We start from the raw sequence: 16,766 nt of genomic DNA on the forward strand, positions 1-16,766 counted from the left end.
TTGCATTATGATTCATTATAACATAACATAAATGTAACCATCTAAATAAAAAGATGGTTACAACTAAAGGGGGTTACTATGAATCAAACAACGAAAGTTATCTTATTTTCAGCATTTTGGATGAATCTTGCAGGTTTTGCCGTAATATCTTTTTTTGCAGTTTATTTGTCAAATACACTTTATTACTCAGTAGTAGAGACTGGAACAGTATTATCTTTAATCGTTTTAACCTCCAGTGGGTTACCTCTTTTAACTGGAGGACTCGGAGATAAATACGGTTATAAAAATTTAATGGGATTAGGATTGTTAATAAGGGGAACAGGCTTCATTATTTTAGCAATGTCAGAGTCCTTTTACTTCGTCTCTTGTGGAGCTGCTCTTATTGGGGTAGGATCTGCATGTTATGAACCTTCATCAAGAGCATTTTTCTCATCAATAAAGCAAGAGGATCTAAAAAAGAGAGTGTTTACTAATTTAAACCTTTCACTAAATGCCGGAGCAATTATTGGACCTCTTATGGGAGGGGTGTTACTATTTGTTAATCCTAGCTATCCATTTGTCATTAGTGGCATTCTATTTTACATATTATTCGTAGTACAACTCATGTTAATAAAGCGTAGCGATTATACAATGAGTTTACGCCCTTCTATCCTTGTAAGCGTAAAGCATATCGCCAAAAATAAAAAATATATCCTCTATTGTGCTGCAATGATATTCTTTTGGTTCATGTTTTCGCAGCTAACAGTATCCATCCCGCTACATATGTATAACTTAACTAGTAGTGAGAGGTATGTTAGTTTAGTCATCACAATAAATGCTATAACAGGACTGATAGTAATGATTATGATCAAACAATTATTTCTTAGAATGCACATCTACAGTCTACTTACAATAGGTGTACTCACCATGTCATTTTCTTTGTTAATGATCAGTTTCATTTCATCGCCATATTGGTTATTAATATGTATAGTCGTATTTACGATAGGTGAAACGTTTGTATTACCTTCATCCGACATTGCAATTTCAGAATTTACCTACGGGCAGTTTCAGGGTTCATATTTTGGTTTTTTTGAAATATCCTTTGCTATTGGAGCAACTTTAGGAAATTTTACAGGTACTTTTTTGTTGAAAACCTTTCCTAATAGTATGTTGCCTTGGATTATTTTTTCTAGTGTAGGAGTCATTAACTTTGTGCTTCTTACTATTTTGAGAAGAACTTCTGCAGCTAGCCCCGTAATGAAGGAAGAAGTCGTATAAATGTAAAATGATTTTCAATTTTTACTTTATTTTATACGTATCTACTAATTATTAAAGGATCCTTTCACAGTTAATATCATAGTAAGATTGGAAGTAGGAGTTAATCAATGAGCAGAGATAGGTATACAGTTGACAATGATTATCAATATCATATATACTAATCATATATTAATGATAACTATTATCAATTAAATATTTCTGCTCTTTACCTGAGGGAGGATTAACAATGTCAACAGTGCTTATCATTTACGCGAGTATGTCTGGTAATACTGAATCGATAGCTGATTTAATAGAAGAAGGGATACAGGGCGAAGGTGTAACAGTTGAAAAGAAAGATGTCTTTGATGTAGATATAAATATAATAGATAAATATAATTCAATCATATTTGGATCATATACTTGGGGGGATGGGGAGCTTCCAGATGAATTTTTAGATTTTTATGATGAGTTAACTGAGGTAGATTTGTCTGGGAAGGATTTTGCAGTGTTTGGTTCAGGAGATAGGTCTTATAAAATATACTGCGGAGCTGTTGATATTTTTGAGTCAGCTATATTACAACAAGGTGGAATGCTCGTCCAAGAGAGCTTAAAGATTGAGGACAGTCCTCAAGGCGAAGAAATAGAAAAATGTAAGCTGTTTGGAAGGGAGTTTGTTCGGAATATTAGAAAATAGGTTTAGTAGAAGTAATGACTTACCTTAGAACAGTTCAACTAAGAAAAGGTAATGGCTTATAATATATATTTTAGTAATTAAAGAGCTTAGCAATTCTACTAGGCTCTTATCTGTCGTAATTAAGTATTATATTATTTTGTATATTTATTGTTAAACTAAGCAAGGTTATACTATCTTTACTTTAGTGCCAATTGGAATTCGATCAAATAACCATTCAATTTTTTCATTTTCCATTCGAACGCAACCTTGTGTTACATATTCTCCAATAGATCCAGGGTTTATCGTCCCATGTATACCATATGTTCTGCCTGTTGTGCCTGGTACACTTAGACCTAACCACCTACTGCCTAAAGGATTTGACGGATCTCCACCTGGAATATTTTTAGCGGTGTATGACGGTTCAACAAATTTAGTAATGATTTCAAACATACCCGAAGGAGTTGATAGATTTTCTCCCGTTGAAACTGTTGTTTTGAAAAATTCATCACCATTTTTATATGCAATAAGAATATTATTAGATCTATTGATTTCTATTAAATAGTTAGCATTTACAGTCGGGCTATTTTCAATTATAGCTGTTTGATGTTGTTTAAAAATATTAGGTATGATTAATGTTTCACCACTTTTTATTGATTCGATATTACCATTTATTTCACTTATTTCTTGAACATAATACGCTAGTTGATAATATGTATTCATAATACTATATAGCGTTTCTGCTTGTTGAACGGTATGTACTACGATCCCGCTACTAGTAGGTATTTCAATATTAATACCGGCTTTTACATCGGTCTCAGGGTTAAGTATAGTATTATATTCCATTATGTAGTTTAATAGATTAGATTTACTATAGAATTTTCTCGCTACCTCATATAATGTGTCACCTTCTTGTACAGTATAAACAGCTAATTTGTCCGGATTTGGAACAACGATTTGCATTCCTTCTCTGACATCTAATTCAGGATGCGTAATATTATTATATGATTGTATAAATTCAGTGCTATTTTCATTGTAAAATAATTTAGAAATTTGAAAAAGTGTTACTCCCTTTGAAATCTCATATTGGATGGAGATCTGTTTACGGCTATTAATTGATGCCTCCGTAGAACTTAAAAGGGTTTCTGAAGACTGTTTACTCTCTATTTTAGTAGATTGTACCTCTTCTGTATTTGTAGATGCAGATTCAGCAACAGGCTCTGTAACCTCTACAACCTCTACAATTTCTTGTACTTCTACTACAGAAGCTTCACTGATACTACTTGACTCTGTGCTGGTAGTATTTTCGGTAGACAAGTCTTGATTTTCTTGTACGGTCTCATTAGTATGTGAATTTAAACCTTCTATCTCGTCATTATTTTTATCAGCTGCTATTTCTTGCTCTAACTTCTTGCTTTCAAGTTGTGCTTCAGCACTTGCTTCTGTTGGATTATTAGCTCTAAATAAATAATTTCCTGTCACTATTGTTATGAAGATAATAAAAAGAATTGCATAAATCGTCATTTTACGTGTTATAAAATTATTTTCTGCACTAGCGTTTGTTTGATCTTGCAAAATATCACCTCATTTGTCGAAAATACACCTCCCTTATTTTACATTTGTATCATAATCTTTCCTATAGGATGATTCACTTATTTTTCTTTGTTCCTTAGGTTGAAGGATACTTTTGACCTACCAATTTTGAGTCTATCTACTTATAAATGGAAAATTATAAATGAAGAAATGAGGAAGAGATTTTATTATTAATCGTTACTTATAGGTCAAAATGAACTACTTTGTTGTACAGAGGGAATAGAGTTAAATGTAACGATTGAAAAAAAAACAGAATGAAGTTGTTATGTTAACTATGAAAATTTATGAATCTGTGAGAAAGATGGAATGTGCAAAAACAATTAAATGAACATATTTTGTATGTACAGGGTAATCATGTAGTGATGCAATTTTTTTATGGATGTAAAGAGCTTATTGAGAAAGAGCTGAATCTTATTTAGCCAACAATTCTACTGTATGGTAAAAAAGTATGATAATTGATAGATTAATTAACATTTCAATACAAAATGAATAAAAGCTTATTGTAATGGTGGCAACAGGTAAATCAAGAAGAAAAAATGAGTAGCCATTACAGTTGATAATAAAGGAACTATGAGTATGGTTTAATAAAGAAAAGAGGTTAATGATGCATTTAATCATTGGTTGATAAAATATAACACGTATTAATCTAGCGTTCGAGGCAGCTTTTCTACATATACAATTTAAATTTTCAAAACTCATCGTACTGTCTATTTTTAAGTAATAATAGCTACAAAGTTTACGCAGAAAATCCCTAAAATTATATAGAAGTAGTAATTAGATAAACTGTTAAGTAAACTTGACTAAATTATCCGAAAATTGGTAAAATTAAGTGATATTTAATGTTTTAGTAGTACTTTCTAAAATAAAAAAAGAGGTGGGGAAAATGAAAAGTCAAAACTTTAAGAACCATGTTCGTATGCATCCAATTTATCATTACATAGGAGCGCCACTTGTAACAGTAGTATTTATTGCAACACTTGTCAATTTAATTATGGCGATTTATAGCGGTGAAGGGGTTTTAACAGCTTTATTGTGGTTAGCTATTACATTAGGCTTATTTATAACATTTTCTTTAGTAAGACTATATTCAACGAAGTTGCAAGATCGAATCATACGTTCAGAAGAGAATTTTCGTCATTATACTCTTACGAATACAATGCTAAATTCAAGGTTAACGATCAAACAAATTATTGCTTTGCGTTTTGCGAGTGATGATGAGTTCCCAGCTTTATGTGAACGTACTATTAAAGAAAATCTACAACCTAAAGATATAAAAAAAGCAGTAAAGCATTGGCGTGGAGACCACTATCGTGTATAGATATAGATGATTTAAAATATTCTAATAAATAAGCTTATAATTGAGGACTAGTTTTAGTCCTTTTTTAAATTGTGAATTTACTCGGTATTGTCGTACAACACAGATTGGTTTGTAATGAAGTAATTGGTATTCAATGAAATACCACTATTAACGAATATATTTTATCAACTTTCACTGGAATGTAAAGGAGCTTACTTCTAAAATAACAACTATATAATTTGTAAATAGTTAGTACTATATTTAAGCAACAAATATAAAATATAGAAGGCATACCACATATGAGTCAAGAAAACCAAGTGGTATGCCTTGTAGAAAGGTCTTCGGTTCAACTGCATTAGTTAGTTAATAAGCACAATCTTCTTCCAACTGTATTTATTAAAGATGAAAAGATCCCTACTTGCCAATAAACATCTGTACCCAATAGTAACCATGTGAACCACCTTCAGTAAATCCAATACCAATTTCAGTATAGTTAGATGAAAGAATGTTTTTACGATGACCGTCACTGTTCATCCATCCAGTTACAACTTCTTCTGGAGTTGATTGCCCAGCTGCGATATTTTCTGCTGCGCTAGTCCACTGTACACCGAATTGCTTCAGCATATCGAATGGACTTCCATATGTGGGAGATGTATGTGAAAAATAGTTCTGATCACGCATATCTTCAGCTTTTATTTGAGCTACTTCGGTTACTTCAGTAGATAGTTCAAGTGGATGTATGTTTTCTTTTGCTCGTTCTACGTTTACTAAATCAAGTACATCATAAATAAATGATTTTTCAACTTTGGTAGTATTTTTCTCTTGAGAATCTAGTGTTCGTATTACAAATACTGCCATTTGCGCTCGTGTTACATACCCATTAGGTGAAAATTCAGTTGGAGATATGCCAGTCGTAATATTAGAAGCTACTAGTTTAGTAACATAAGTGGTTGCCCAATGATGATAAGGAAGATCATCGAACACTTTATTAGAAACGCCTTCAATATTAAAAGCCTCTACTAATATTTTTGCCATTTGAGCTCGAGTCAAAGGGTTGTTCGGATTAAATTCTTCATTTCTACCAAAAACTTCTTCATCTACTAGCGCAGCTATGTATGGGTAGGCAGAATTTGATGTGCTTACATCTACAAAATGTGGATTTGGGCGATTACTTAAATCAATATTTAGTGCTCTTCCTATTATCACTGCGGCATGAGCTCTAGTAATATAGTCATTCGGAAGAAATGAACCATCTGGATAACCATTAATAACTCCTTGTGAAGCTAAACCTTCTATTTCTTCCTTAGCCCAATGATTAGACGGAACATCAGAAAACACTATACTAGCATGGACTTGATTAGAATTGAAGCCAACTGTTAACAGTGCGATTGCTAGGAATATTTGAGCTATCTTTTGAAAACCTGTCATCTTCTCATCTCCTTTTCCATTCGTTATTTTTAAGGTGGTTTAATAGCTATACAGAAATTAGATCTGAAAAATCTATTAGTATAATTATCCTCAAAAGGTATTCTATCTCATTATTAACTTTATAAAAAGGCAAGATAATAGAATTATCAATAAATGAGTAGTACGACATAGTTAACAAGTACTATGGACTAGAACGAGAGAAGAAAGCAAAAAGTAAATCGTTTATGTAAGTTCTTTATAGTTTTTCGTATATTTTGTTGAAATAGTTTCTAAACGGTATAAAAAAGAAAAGATTGAAAACGTAAAATGTTATACAAATCAAATTGACCAAAATCCAGAAAATAAAAGCGGAGTATATATTATGGGGCTGTATATTCATTAAAATTGTATTGGAAAACAATCCCCCATCTTAATGCTTAGAGAAGGGGGACATATAAATAATTAATTTTTTCCTTGTAATAATTCCATTTTATGAGCGACAAACTTATTTCGTTGAATAAATATTAAGCGTGTAAATAAACAAATTGCTCCAACCGTTAATCCTGATATTAAGCCAATCCAATAACCAAATGCATCAAATGATGTATAGTTAGCAAGTATATATCCTAGTGGAAGACCGATAATCCAATAAGACACAAATGCCAACATAAAGGTTACATTTACATCTTTATAGCCCCTGAGTGCTCCTTGAATAGGGCTCCCGATTGCATCTGATAATTGGAAAAAAATAGCAAAAAATAAAAACTGCTTCGTTAATGATAAGACCGTTGGATCAGTTGAATAGAGGCCTGCAACAGTATCTCTAAATATAAATAAACCTACAGCACACCCAATAGCTAATATTACTGCAATGCTAATTCCTAAGTAGCTATATTGTACAGCGTCTTTATATCGATTTGCGCCTACTTCAAATCCTACCGAGATAGTTAATGCCATTGAAATACTTAACGGTAGCATGTATAAAAATGATGAAAAATTTAGTGCAGCTTGATGAGCTGCAATGGTGTCTGTATTAAATTGACTCATTAGCAAAGTGACGGCAGCAAATATACTCGTCTCAAAAAAGATCGCAAATCCAATGGGTACACCGATTTTTATTTGCTCTTTCCAAGCTGTGAATGACAATCTTTCAAACTTAGAAAAGAGTTGAAATTTAGCAAATGGTTGTACTTTTTTAATAATAAAAATTGTAATAATTAATAAACACCAATACGTAATAGCCGAGGCATAGCCAGCTCCTACTCCGCCTAATTTTGGAAAACCAAATTTCCCAAAAATCAGTAAATAGTTCAATAGAACATTGATAGGGAGTGAAATAAGGGTAATGATCATTGTTGTTCGAGTTTGACCAAGACCATCAATAAAGAAACGTAAAACGTTGTAAAAAAATAAAGGAAGTAAACCGAACGACAATGCTTTTAAATAGTCAAAAGCAATATTACTTACATGGTTATCTAGATCCATAGCATTAATAATCGGTTCTAAAAAGAATAATCCGATAATGAATACTACTAAGGCGATGACTAATGATAAATATACTGCTTGAATGACAGAAAAAGAGACTTTTCTTGTCTCATCAGCACCTACATATTGTGAAACTATGGGTGTTAGTGCCATAAGAATTCCTGCTAATCCTGTAAATATTGGTACCCATAAGCTTGAACCTATTGCAACACCAGCCAAGTCATTTTTTCCCGCATGACCAGACATAATTGTGTCAAAAAAATTCATCGAAAACATGCCAAGCTGAGTAATTAGAATAGGAATTAAGATGGAAGTAAACTGTTTTAGCTTTTCAGATTTTGTGTTAGTTTCTTTCATTTGTAGTCTCCTCAAATAGTGGGATGAACATTTATACAGATGTAAATAGAAAAAGTAAGTATTAAAACCAACATACATTTATGAACAAATTGTATCTTTCTTTACTTCGATAAACATAGCGGTTGTTATTTTTTTGTAAAGCATAGGACATATTAGAACAACTAAATTTGATTTTATAAGATCTTTATCGTTGGCTGTTTGCGTGTTGCTTCTACATCTCTCTTCTATAAAATGATGACTGTTGAGTAAAGCGACATTCATCTTTTATTTTAGAACTGTAGGAACATAGATCACGAAAGGGCCTTGTAATAAGAGAAAACCACAATATAACTAACGTTTAAGGCATTTTACTTCTCTAAAGAATATAAAATTCATATTATGCACATCAGTTACTCAAATTTTAGTGAAAACTAGAAAGCTATCGTAAAATGCGTTGTTTATGCCACAGTACGAAAATGGCAAAGCAGTGAGAATAATCTTGATATAGTTGGTTGTTCAAACAGCTTTTATATAAACTATGATTATATCACAACTAACCCGTACCACAATACTATGATACGGGATAAACGGTTGTTATTGTTAATTTAGTTCAAGGCTATTTTAAGAGTTTCAAGATTTTTTTCCATCAGGCTAAAATAGTCTTCACCATTTGTGATGTCGTTATCAGTTAAGACTGACAAGTTATGAATTTGCAGAGGTGTTGCATTAAGCTCATTTTTAATAACATCTGTCACTTTTGGTTTTACATTTTGTTCTAATAAAATATATTTTATTTGATGTTCGTTAGCAGTTTCAATAATTTCAGCTAATTGTTTTTGTGAAGGCTCATTAGTTGATGAGATTCCTGCAACAGCTATTTGATTGATGCCATACCTAGATTCCCAATAACTATATGCAGCGTGAGATACAAGTATTTCTCTACGTTCTGCTTGCTCTATTGTTGTCTGTAACTGATGGTCGAGTTTTGTTAACTTTTCTTTTAATAATAGAAAGTTGTTTTCGAAATCATCCTTTGCTTCAGGTTTTAAGGCAGCTAAGGCATCCTTTATTTCCTCGGCCAGTTCAATCGCGAATGTCGGGTCTAGCCAAACATGTGGATTAAGATCATCGTCATGTTGGTCATGATCGCTATCTTCATGCTCATTTTCTTCCGGCTTCTCTTCTTCAGAATGGTTTTCCTCTTCTTCGGAATGATTTTGCTCCTCATTCATCAATTTGTCAGCGGTTGCCACAAATTTAACATTCTCTTTTTCTAACGCATCTTTCATGCTATCTACATAATTTTCTAGTTGATTACTGCTATAAATAAATAGATTTGCATTGGCAATTTCGATCATTTTTTTAGGGGTAGGTTCAAATGTATGTGCGTCTGCTCCAGCAGGAATGACTGATACTACCTCAACATGTTCTTGGCCTATTTTCTTTGTGAAATCCTCCAATGGATAAAGAGTCGTATAAATTTGTAAGGTTTCATCATTTGTTGGGCTTGTTGTTACTGTATTGCTATTCTGGTTACTACACCCCACTAATACAAGCATAATCATTATTGCTATTACGTATACACGATTGAGTAAAGACATATATAAGTTCTTCCTTTCTTTCAAACTACATATGTATTATATCGTAATCGTTACGATTTGCAAATAGTAATGATTACGCTTTTTAAAAATATTTATATGTGTAACAGCATGAATATAGATGAAGTTTTTCGTATTATTCCATATTTTATATAATGTACCCAAAAAATTGTACGTTTTCATCATGTCCATTCGTACAAACAAAATACACTAATCTTTCATAGAAATATATAGATAAGAATGGGGAGGTGATATTATGTGTGGTTATGGTGGTGTAGCAGGTGCTGGCTACCCTGGGTACGGTTACGGCCCTGGAGTAGGAGGAGCCTTTGGATCAGGGTTTGCGTTGATCGTTGTATTATTTATTCTACTCATTATCGTATTAGTCGGTGTGTGTGCGATTGTGTAAATAAAAAACTTGTCATTTCATATAGGGAGGTCCAAAAACCTCTCTATTTTGATTTGTAGGCTGTTTTCGCATTGACTGATACTTATCGTTCTATGGTATAAGCGCGTATATACCTAGCATTCGTGGCATCTTTTCTTCTGTACAATGATGACTAACATATAAAACGACTCAACAGCAGCTGAGATTACGAAAATAGCCTAATTATAAAAAATTAGCGCATCTTACGATTAAATCAACAATTAATAGCTAAGCTTATATTGTTGTTAAGGCTGTTTATGCATTAATTGTTGCTTTACATAATAAGAGCTAACCCATGAGTATAACTAACGTTTTGGCATTTTTTCTTAACTAAAGACTACTCAGTTACTTACAAGTAAGAGAAGAAAGCAACAAAGTGTACAAAAAGAGCCTTATTAAAAGGCGTAAAGAATAAGAGTTCCCTAGGATATTTTCTCTAATTAAACAATCAGCAGAAGTCAACAATTTTTGTAGGTGTGATTTTGTTGGAACAACAAAGCTAACGAATAAAGCCTTTGTGGAAAGTAGAACGAAATGTTAATGTTCGAATTCCCAACTTTAAGATTACTATATGAAAGGGAGTGAGGTGTAAGAATCTATTTTTAAGGTTACTATCGGTATACATAAAGAAGTTATGCTTAACATTAAATAATAACTATATGCTTCACATTCAATCTTTACTCATGAATACGTATGTAACCTCCCTACTATCACAGGTGAGGTGTTTGAAGTAGGGAGGCCGGATTTACAAGTGGATTAGTTTATCTTATGCAAGCGAAATTGTTCAGCTTGTGTAGTTGTCTTAGGTGAAATGCATATTTTAAGCCTTAAATCTATTCTTCTCTTGAAAACTTTGGGAATTGTTTTATTTAACAGCATATATATTAACGGTAAATGACTGTCCTGATGTACTTAATGGGTCTGCAATATATAAAGAATCATTTTTGATTACCTCAGTATAAGAACCATTTTTTAATGAGTTAAAAATGATAGGGTCAGTCCAGATAGAAACATCCTCTTTTACACTAAAGCTAATTTTAGCAGCATTAGAAGTATCGACGATTTCCCAATACAATTTTTGTGTCCCAGCTGGTAAATTTGCTGTACTGAAATTGTTACTAGAACGATGTTTCTGACCGGATTGTGGTCCACCTTCAGAAGAAATTGTCGCAATGAGTGTTAGCTCTTCTTTATCAGGTCCATCAAAAGTGCTTCCTTCGTTCATGCTTTTAATAATATCTACGATGTCTGTTTCGTGAAACCAATCCAACATGATGATGTTTAATGGCTTACTTGACCATTCATTTTGTACTAAGGTAGGAATTTCATTGTTAGCTAGCCTTACTAGATCATGTAACGAATTAACTCCTGTTGCAGAAAATGGATCAAAACCACCGAGAACCGCATCAACAATAACATCTTCATCTGCCGTTAACACTCCTTGAAGTACAAAAAGCTTGTTTTGGCTTGCTGACTCTATACTTTCATTAAGCTTTTCTTTAAGGACTTCTACATCGGTTGTATTTGCCCAATCCGATTGCATACTAGATTTTCGATCCCACAACCAATTGTTGAATTCATCATCATATAGAGACCTTATATCTAATGTATTCGTATAACGCTGATGATCACTGCCGTATAAAACAATGACACGCTTATTTTCATCCCAAAGTTGTTCTAAAGGTACATGAACCCCATATGATGAAGGAATTAATAATTCTCCGAACGTATTTATGAGTAGGCTATTTAAGTAGTCGTAGCTTTTCTGGGTCATTTCGTAAAAGTGCTGGAAGTCTAAGATTATGATTTCTTTTTCATTATTTTCTATAAACCTTTTAGAGGCAGTTAGTATTTCATCTACAGGTTCACCGTATAAGCCATGAAGAGTTCGTAAGTTAGTTTCTTGTATTTGATAGTCATCAAATACCGGTTGCCATACATTTGGTGCAACACGCAAATCAAAATAACGAATCCCTTCATTTAATTGTTGCTCAATAGTCAGCCCTTGTGTTTGTGACCAGTCAGCAACGATAGACTTTCCTGCTTGTGCAGCTCCGTTTTGTAACAAATTCTTTAGATCCCAAAAGTCTGGACCCGGATCTCTTGGATCATTCGCATCATCCATAGTGGCTGTCCCAGAATCATGTGTACCTGGTAAAATAACCTCACGTAATGTTCGTTCCCCAAACTCAGGGTTTACCATACTAACTTGCTCCATCCAATTTGAATTGTCGTTTGCAGCACTAGCAATATTGCTAGTTTTTACAATGGGGATAACTAGAAGTACAACAATCATTGTAAGAAATAAGGATTTCAAGGCTTTTTTCAATATAAGAACCTCCTTTAGTTTTATAATTAATATATTATATAATTTAGAATTTTCTATAAACTATGAATATCAATGGTAATAGCTGAAAATCTAGCAAAAATCTTCTTTTTTCGCTAAAATTCTTTAATTATTAAATAAAGTGATAAATATACTTATTTAACTATATTGAAAAATTGTAATTACTAGTCACAAGATGTATACAATTGAAGTATGTGATTAGAGGAAAATTGCCAATACTTATCGAAAAATGTAACAACAGGTTTTGCTATTAATTTAGTAAGAAGGTGAATGGATGTTAAGCGTAACAGATATTATGACAAAAGTAGATGAGTTCCTTTATGAGCATAGTTCAATTTATGAAGCAATCGATATAATGAGAAGGCTCAAATGGAATACGATTCCTGTATGTGATAAAAATCAGAAATTAGTTGGTGTTTTTACGAGGAGCATTCTATATAAACAATTAATAAATCATACTAATCTGTCTAGCAAAATAGGAGATTATATTCGCAAAGAAGTATATGTGCTGCCGACTAATACACCGTACGAAAAATTATATCCACTTACTCTTGAAAGCAAAGTAGGTACTGCAGTTGTAATAGATGAGTGTAGTAAAGTAGTCGGTCTCGTAACGAAAACAGATTTAGTAGTGACATTTTTACAATCGTCACAATATTTAACGAATCAATTAGAAAAGATATTAGAAACATCTCAGTTAGGTGCATGCATGACTGATGAGAACGGATATATTTCATATGTAAATGAACAGCTTTGTTCCATTTTTGAAATTAATGAACAAGATGTACTTCATGAAGATGTCACAAATTATTTGCCAAAACATTATTTAAATGACTTGGAAAGAGACGTACCAAGAAGGATGACATTCAATCATCACCACACGATTGTGAGAGTTTCGACATATAACTTACTTAATGGAAAAAAAGGATACATCGCTTTATTTCAAAATGTAACAGAAATAGAACAAATAGCTCAAGAATTAGAGACTGTAAAGAAACTTAAAAGATTAGTAGAAACAGCGATAGATAATGCCTATGACGGAATTTTAATGATAAATGAGGAAGCAAAAATTATTTTCTTTAATTCGATGTTATGCGATTTATTTGAGTTGGACTCACATTTGATAAAAAATCAACATGTTGATCAAATTTTTCCTCATTTCAATTTGCAAGAGGTTATGAAGACAGGTGTTGCTACTGTAAGTAAGGTTATGAAGATCAAGGGTATTAAATACATGCTTCATCGTATTCCTGTTTATCAAGACAACAAGATTATTGGAGCAATTGGTAAAATCAGCTTTCGTCAACTAAATGAAGTCCAAGAACAATTTAGAAAAATCGACCAAGAAACTAAATCAATTAGTATAAGTAATCATGTAACTGAAACATCTAGGTATTCATTTGATCACATCATTACAAGAAGTGCTAATATGGAAAAATTAATAAGAAGTGTAAGGAAGGCTGCTAAGGGGAAATCTACTATTTTAGTTCGAGGAGAAAGTGGGACAGGGAAGGAACTTTTTGCTCATGCTATTCATAGTGTCAGTATGACTAGTAATGGTCCTTTTGTTACAGTGAATTGTGCTGCTATACCTGAGCATTTACTGGAATCTGAATTTTTTGGTTATGAAGCTGGGGCTTTTACTGGTGCTAAACAAAAGGGGAAATACGGAAAATTCGATCATGCAAATGAGGGTACGCTGTTTTTGGATGAAGTCGGTGATATGTCCTTGCAGCTTCAAGCGAAACTATTAAGGGTATTACAAGAAAAGGAGTTTTATAGAGTTGGAGGAAATGACAGGATTCAAGTAAATGTTAGAATTATTGCAGCGACAAACCGACCCTTAGAAAACATGGTAGAAAGTGGTGAATTTAGAGAAGACTTATATTATCGACTTAACGTCATTTCATTTGAAGTACCTCCCTTAAGGAAGCGACAGGAAGATATACTAATTTTAAGTGATGCTTTTATAGACGATCTAAATCAAATAAATGGCACGAGTATAACGGGGATCGATGATTATGCCAAAAAGGTTATGTTGTCATACGAATGGCCTGGAAATATACGTGAACTTCGCAATGTAATAGAAAGAGGTATGGTTTTTGCAGAGCATGGGAAGATTGAAGCTCATGATTTACCTGATTACTTACTAAATAAAGTAAAGATACATTCTATTGGCATAGAAAATTCCATGAACAAACAAGCATTATTGAATGAGGCAGAAATGAGAGTTATTAAAGAAATGATGGAAAAAGTAGAAGGTAATAAAACAAAAGCTGCAAAAATGCTAGGTATAAGTCGCTCTCTACTATATAAAAAACTTGAAAAATATCAACTTATGTAAATGGTGTTTCCTTAATATTGACTTCATTTGTCTTAATGGAAGACAATCAATTAAACCGACTGTATTAATAATATACACTTTAATGATCATTATTCTCAGATTTACAAAGAGTATTAATGTGTATTCGGAATATAATTACTAAATAACTATATATAGTAATGAGGTATATGGATTTTACAATTTTTATAACTATTTGGCACAGAACTTGCTAATATTACGAAAGAGGATTTGTTCATGAAGAGTACAGAAGGATGGAGTTATAAAAACTTAAGGTGTCCTATTTTGTAAGGAATTCTCAATCAGAGGATCGTCTAGCTTATTGTGAACTTTACTAGTTAATGCAATATGTGGAATGGGATGAATTTATAGCGCTGTTTCTAACTACTCACATTGAAAGATTGTAATACTAATAGGACTTACAGTTCGTTTATAGTTGTTCTCAGAGAAATTGTACACAATATTCGTCACGTAAAATAATATAGGGGGGATCAATTTGAATATTGGGAGTTGTCTCGCGATCAATGCAAGAAGGCATCCAGAAAAATGGGCTGTGACATTTGAGGACAAAGAGTATACGTACAATCAGTTAAATCAAGTTGTAAATCAACTTGCGCACGGCCTTCTAAACCTTGGAGTGAAAAAGGGTGAAAAAGTCGCTTTATTACTTAAAAATTCAGATTATTTTGTAATTAGCTATTTTGCTGCGGCTAAAATTGGTGCTGTAGTCGTCCCGCTTAATTTTCGGCTCATGGCACGTGAATTAAATTATATTTTGGAACAATCAGATAGTGTTGTTGTGCTATATGATCAAGAATTTGATGATATTATTTATGAAGCGAAACAAGACGTTAATTCAATAAGGCAAGTAATAGCAGTAGCTAGTCCAAACAGACCTGAGCATCTTTCAATCAAGGAGGTATTATCTGAAAACATTGGAGAACCTGAAGTTGAAGTTCAAGAAGAGGATGATTTGCATATTTTATATACGTCTGGAACGACTGGATACCCAAAAGGCGCTTTATTTGATCATAAACGAGTATTAAACCTTGTCATAGCATCAATTGGGACGACTGGTTTAGCATCATTTGAAAAATTATTGCATGTTGCACCTCTTTTTCATAGTGCTCAATTAGGTTTATTTCTCATTCCTGGGATTTGTGTAGGAGCATCGCATGTCATTCATAAAGAATTTAATCCTGTAGAAGTACTGAAAGCAATTGAGAAATATGAAATTACGCAATATTTTGGTGTACCAACGATGTATAACTTTTTATTGCATGTACCAAATGCAAAGGAGTACAATTTGAGTTCTATTAAAAAGTGCTCATACGGTGCAGCTCCTATGGCACCAGAACTCGTTAAAAAAAGTATGGAATTATTTCAAACTGATCAATTTTATAATTTATGTGGATTGTCTGAAGGGGGGCCGGCTGGAATTTTTCTAACACCGGAAGATCACAAAGAGAATTTGGGTGCTTCGGGGAAGGATCCAACATTGTTAACTGAAGCAAGGGTTGTCAACGAACAAGGTCAGGACGTAGTGCCCGGTGAAGTAGGTGAATTTATCCTTCGTGGTGAAACGATTATGAAAGAATATTACCGGAAGGGAAAGGAAACTCAAGAAGCATTACGTGAAGGCTGGTTATTTACTGGAGATTTAGCAGTAAAGGATGAGCATGGGTTTATTAAACTAGTAGATCGTAAGAAAGATATGATTATATCAGGCGGTGAAAATGTTTATTCAATTGAAGTAGAAAATTGTTTATACCAACACCCTGATGTTATGGAAGCCGCAATTATTGGTATTCCTGATACAACTTGGGGAGAAATTGTAACCGCTGTCGTCGTTTTACACAAACATAAAGCTGATGAAGAAGGATTAATAAGTTTTCTTCGCCAACATCTAGCAGGATATAAAGTACCGAGAAAGATACTATTTGTTGATCAATTACCTCGTAATGCTTCAGGGAAAATAATGAAATATAAACTTAGAGAACAATTTAACGAAGTGAAAGAGCGGTGAATT

Annotated in this window: 11 protein-coding genes; 6 read left to right on the forward strand and 5 right to left on the reverse strand. The window is 33.0% G+C overall.

Annotated elements, in window-relative coordinates; all coding sequences use genetic code 11:
* Positions 1-78: 78 nt before the first annotated feature.
* Entirely contained in the window at positions 79-1,257 is a 1,179-nt protein-coding gene (locus SLH52_RS15605) for an MFS transporter (protein WP_320210202.1), read from the forward strand.
* A 226-nt stretch (positions 1,258-1,483) separates the two neighbouring features.
* Positions 1,484-1,930, forward strand: coding sequence for a flavodoxin (locus SLH52_RS15610; protein ID WP_320210203.1), 447 nt, complete (start codon positions 1,484-1,486; stop codon positions 1,928-1,930).
* 165 nt (positions 1,931-2,095) lie between these two features.
* Here the strand turns inward: SLH52_RS15610 and SLH52_RS23445 are convergent, their stop codons facing one another.
* Positions 2,096-3,481: a L,D-transpeptidase family protein gene (locus tag SLH52_RS23445; protein WP_413785547.1), complete on the reverse strand. Its 1,386-nt coding sequence runs from the start codon at positions 3,479-3,481 to the stop codon at positions 2,096-2,098.
* A 901-nt stretch (positions 3,482-4,382) separates the two neighbouring features.
* On the opposite strand from SLH52_RS23445, the gene SLH52_RS15625 reads away from it, so the two are divergent.
* Positions 4,383-4,817, forward strand: a complete 435-nt coding sequence (locus SLH52_RS15625; protein WP_320210204.1) for a DUF6526 family protein — start codon at positions 4,383-4,385, stop codon at positions 4,815-4,817.
* A 393-nt stretch (positions 4,818-5,210) separates the two neighbouring features.
* On the opposite strand, the gene SLH52_RS15630 is transcribed toward SLH52_RS15625, so the two are convergent.
* The 3 genes from SLH52_RS15630 to SLH52_RS15640 form a co-directional block, all read right to left on the reverse strand.
* Complete coding sequence (locus SLH52_RS15630) at positions 5,211-6,224, reverse strand: S-layer homology domain-containing protein (RefSeq protein ID WP_320210205.1); 1,014 nt, start codon at positions 6,222-6,224, stop codon at positions 5,211-5,213.
* 441 nt (positions 6,225-6,665) lie between these two features.
* Positions 6,666-8,045 (reverse strand): MATE family efflux transporter, encoded by a 1,380-nt coding sequence (locus SLH52_RS15635; RefSeq protein ID WP_320210206.1) that lies wholly within the window; start codon positions 8,043-8,045, stop codon positions 6,666-6,668.
* 584 nt (positions 8,046-8,629) lie between these two features.
* A complete protein-coding gene (locus SLH52_RS15640; RefSeq protein ID WP_320210207.1) occupies positions 8,630-9,625 on the reverse strand; it encodes a metal ABC transporter solute-binding protein, Zn/Mn family in 996 nt (331 codons plus the stop codon).
* A 253-nt stretch (positions 9,626-9,878) separates the two neighbouring features.
* Between SLH52_RS15640 and SLH52_RS15645 the strand changes: the two genes are divergently transcribed.
* Positions 9,879-10,031, forward strand: a complete 153-nt coding sequence (locus SLH52_RS15645) for a YjcZ family sporulation protein (protein WP_214481847.1) — start codon at positions 9,879-9,881, stop codon at positions 10,029-10,031.
* 883 nt (positions 10,032-10,914) lie between these two features.
* On the opposite strand, the gene SLH52_RS15650 is transcribed toward SLH52_RS15645, so the two are convergent.
* Positions 10,915-12,378, reverse strand: coding sequence for a phosphatidylinositol-specific phospholipase C domain-containing protein (locus SLH52_RS15650; protein ID WP_320210208.1), 1,464 nt, complete (start codon positions 12,376-12,378; stop codon positions 10,915-10,917).
* A 292-nt stretch (positions 12,379-12,670) separates the two neighbouring features.
* Here SLH52_RS15650 and SLH52_RS15655 point away from each other — a divergent pair, with 292 nt between their 5' ends.
* Together SLH52_RS15655 and SLH52_RS15660 are read left to right on the forward strand one after the other, a co-directional pair.
* Positions 12,671-14,740 (forward strand): sigma 54-interacting transcriptional regulator, encoded by a 2,070-nt coding sequence (locus SLH52_RS15655; protein ID WP_320210209.1) that lies wholly within the window; start codon positions 12,671-12,673, stop codon positions 14,738-14,740.
* A gap of 493 nt (positions 14,741-15,233) precedes the next feature.
* Positions 15,234-16,763, forward strand: a complete 1,530-nt coding sequence (locus tag SLH52_RS15660) for a long-chain fatty acid--CoA ligase (protein WP_320210210.1) — start codon at positions 15,234-15,236, stop codon at positions 16,761-16,763.
* The last annotated feature ends 3 nt before the right edge of the window (positions 16,764-16,766 follow it).

Source organism: Cytobacillus sp. IB215665 (assembly GCF_033963835.1).
Taxonomy (GTDB): domain Bacteria; phylum Bacillota; class Bacilli; order Bacillales; family SM2101; genus Nanhaiella.

What these genes read in the sequence shown, in the direction of transcription:
- SLH52_RS15640 (WP_320210207.1), bottom strand. Translation starts at nt 9,625, where the DNA reads ATGTCTTTACTCAATCGTGTATACGTAATAGCAATAATGATTATGCTT.
- SLH52_RS15610 (WP_320210203.1), top strand. Translation starts at nt 1,484, where the DNA reads ATGTCAACAGTGCTTATCATTTACGCGAGTATGTCTGGTAATACTGAA.
- SLH52_RS15635 (WP_320210206.1), bottom strand. Translation starts at nt 8,045, where the DNA reads ATGAAAGAAACTAACACAAAATCTGAAAAGCTAAAACAGTTTACTTCC.
- SLH52_RS15630 (WP_320210205.1), bottom strand. Translation starts at nt 6,224, where the DNA reads ATGACAGGTTTTCAAAAGATAGCTCAAATATTCCTAGCAATCGCACTG.
- SLH52_RS15645 (WP_214481847.1), top strand. Translation starts at nt 9,879, where the DNA reads ATGTGTGGTTATGGTGGTGTAGCAGGTGCTGGCTACCCTGGGTACGGT.
- SLH52_RS15605 (WP_320210202.1), top strand. Translation starts at nt 79, where the DNA reads ATGAATCAAACAACGAAAGTTATCTTATTTTCAGCATTTTGGATGAAT.
- SLH52_RS15625 (WP_320210204.1), top strand. Translation starts at nt 4,383, where the DNA reads ATGAAAAGTCAAAACTTTAAGAACCATGTTCGTATGCATCCAATTTAT.
- SLH52_RS15655 (WP_320210209.1), top strand. Translation starts at nt 12,671, where the DNA reads ATGTTAAGCGTAACAGATATTATGACAAAAGTAGATGAGTTCCTTTAT.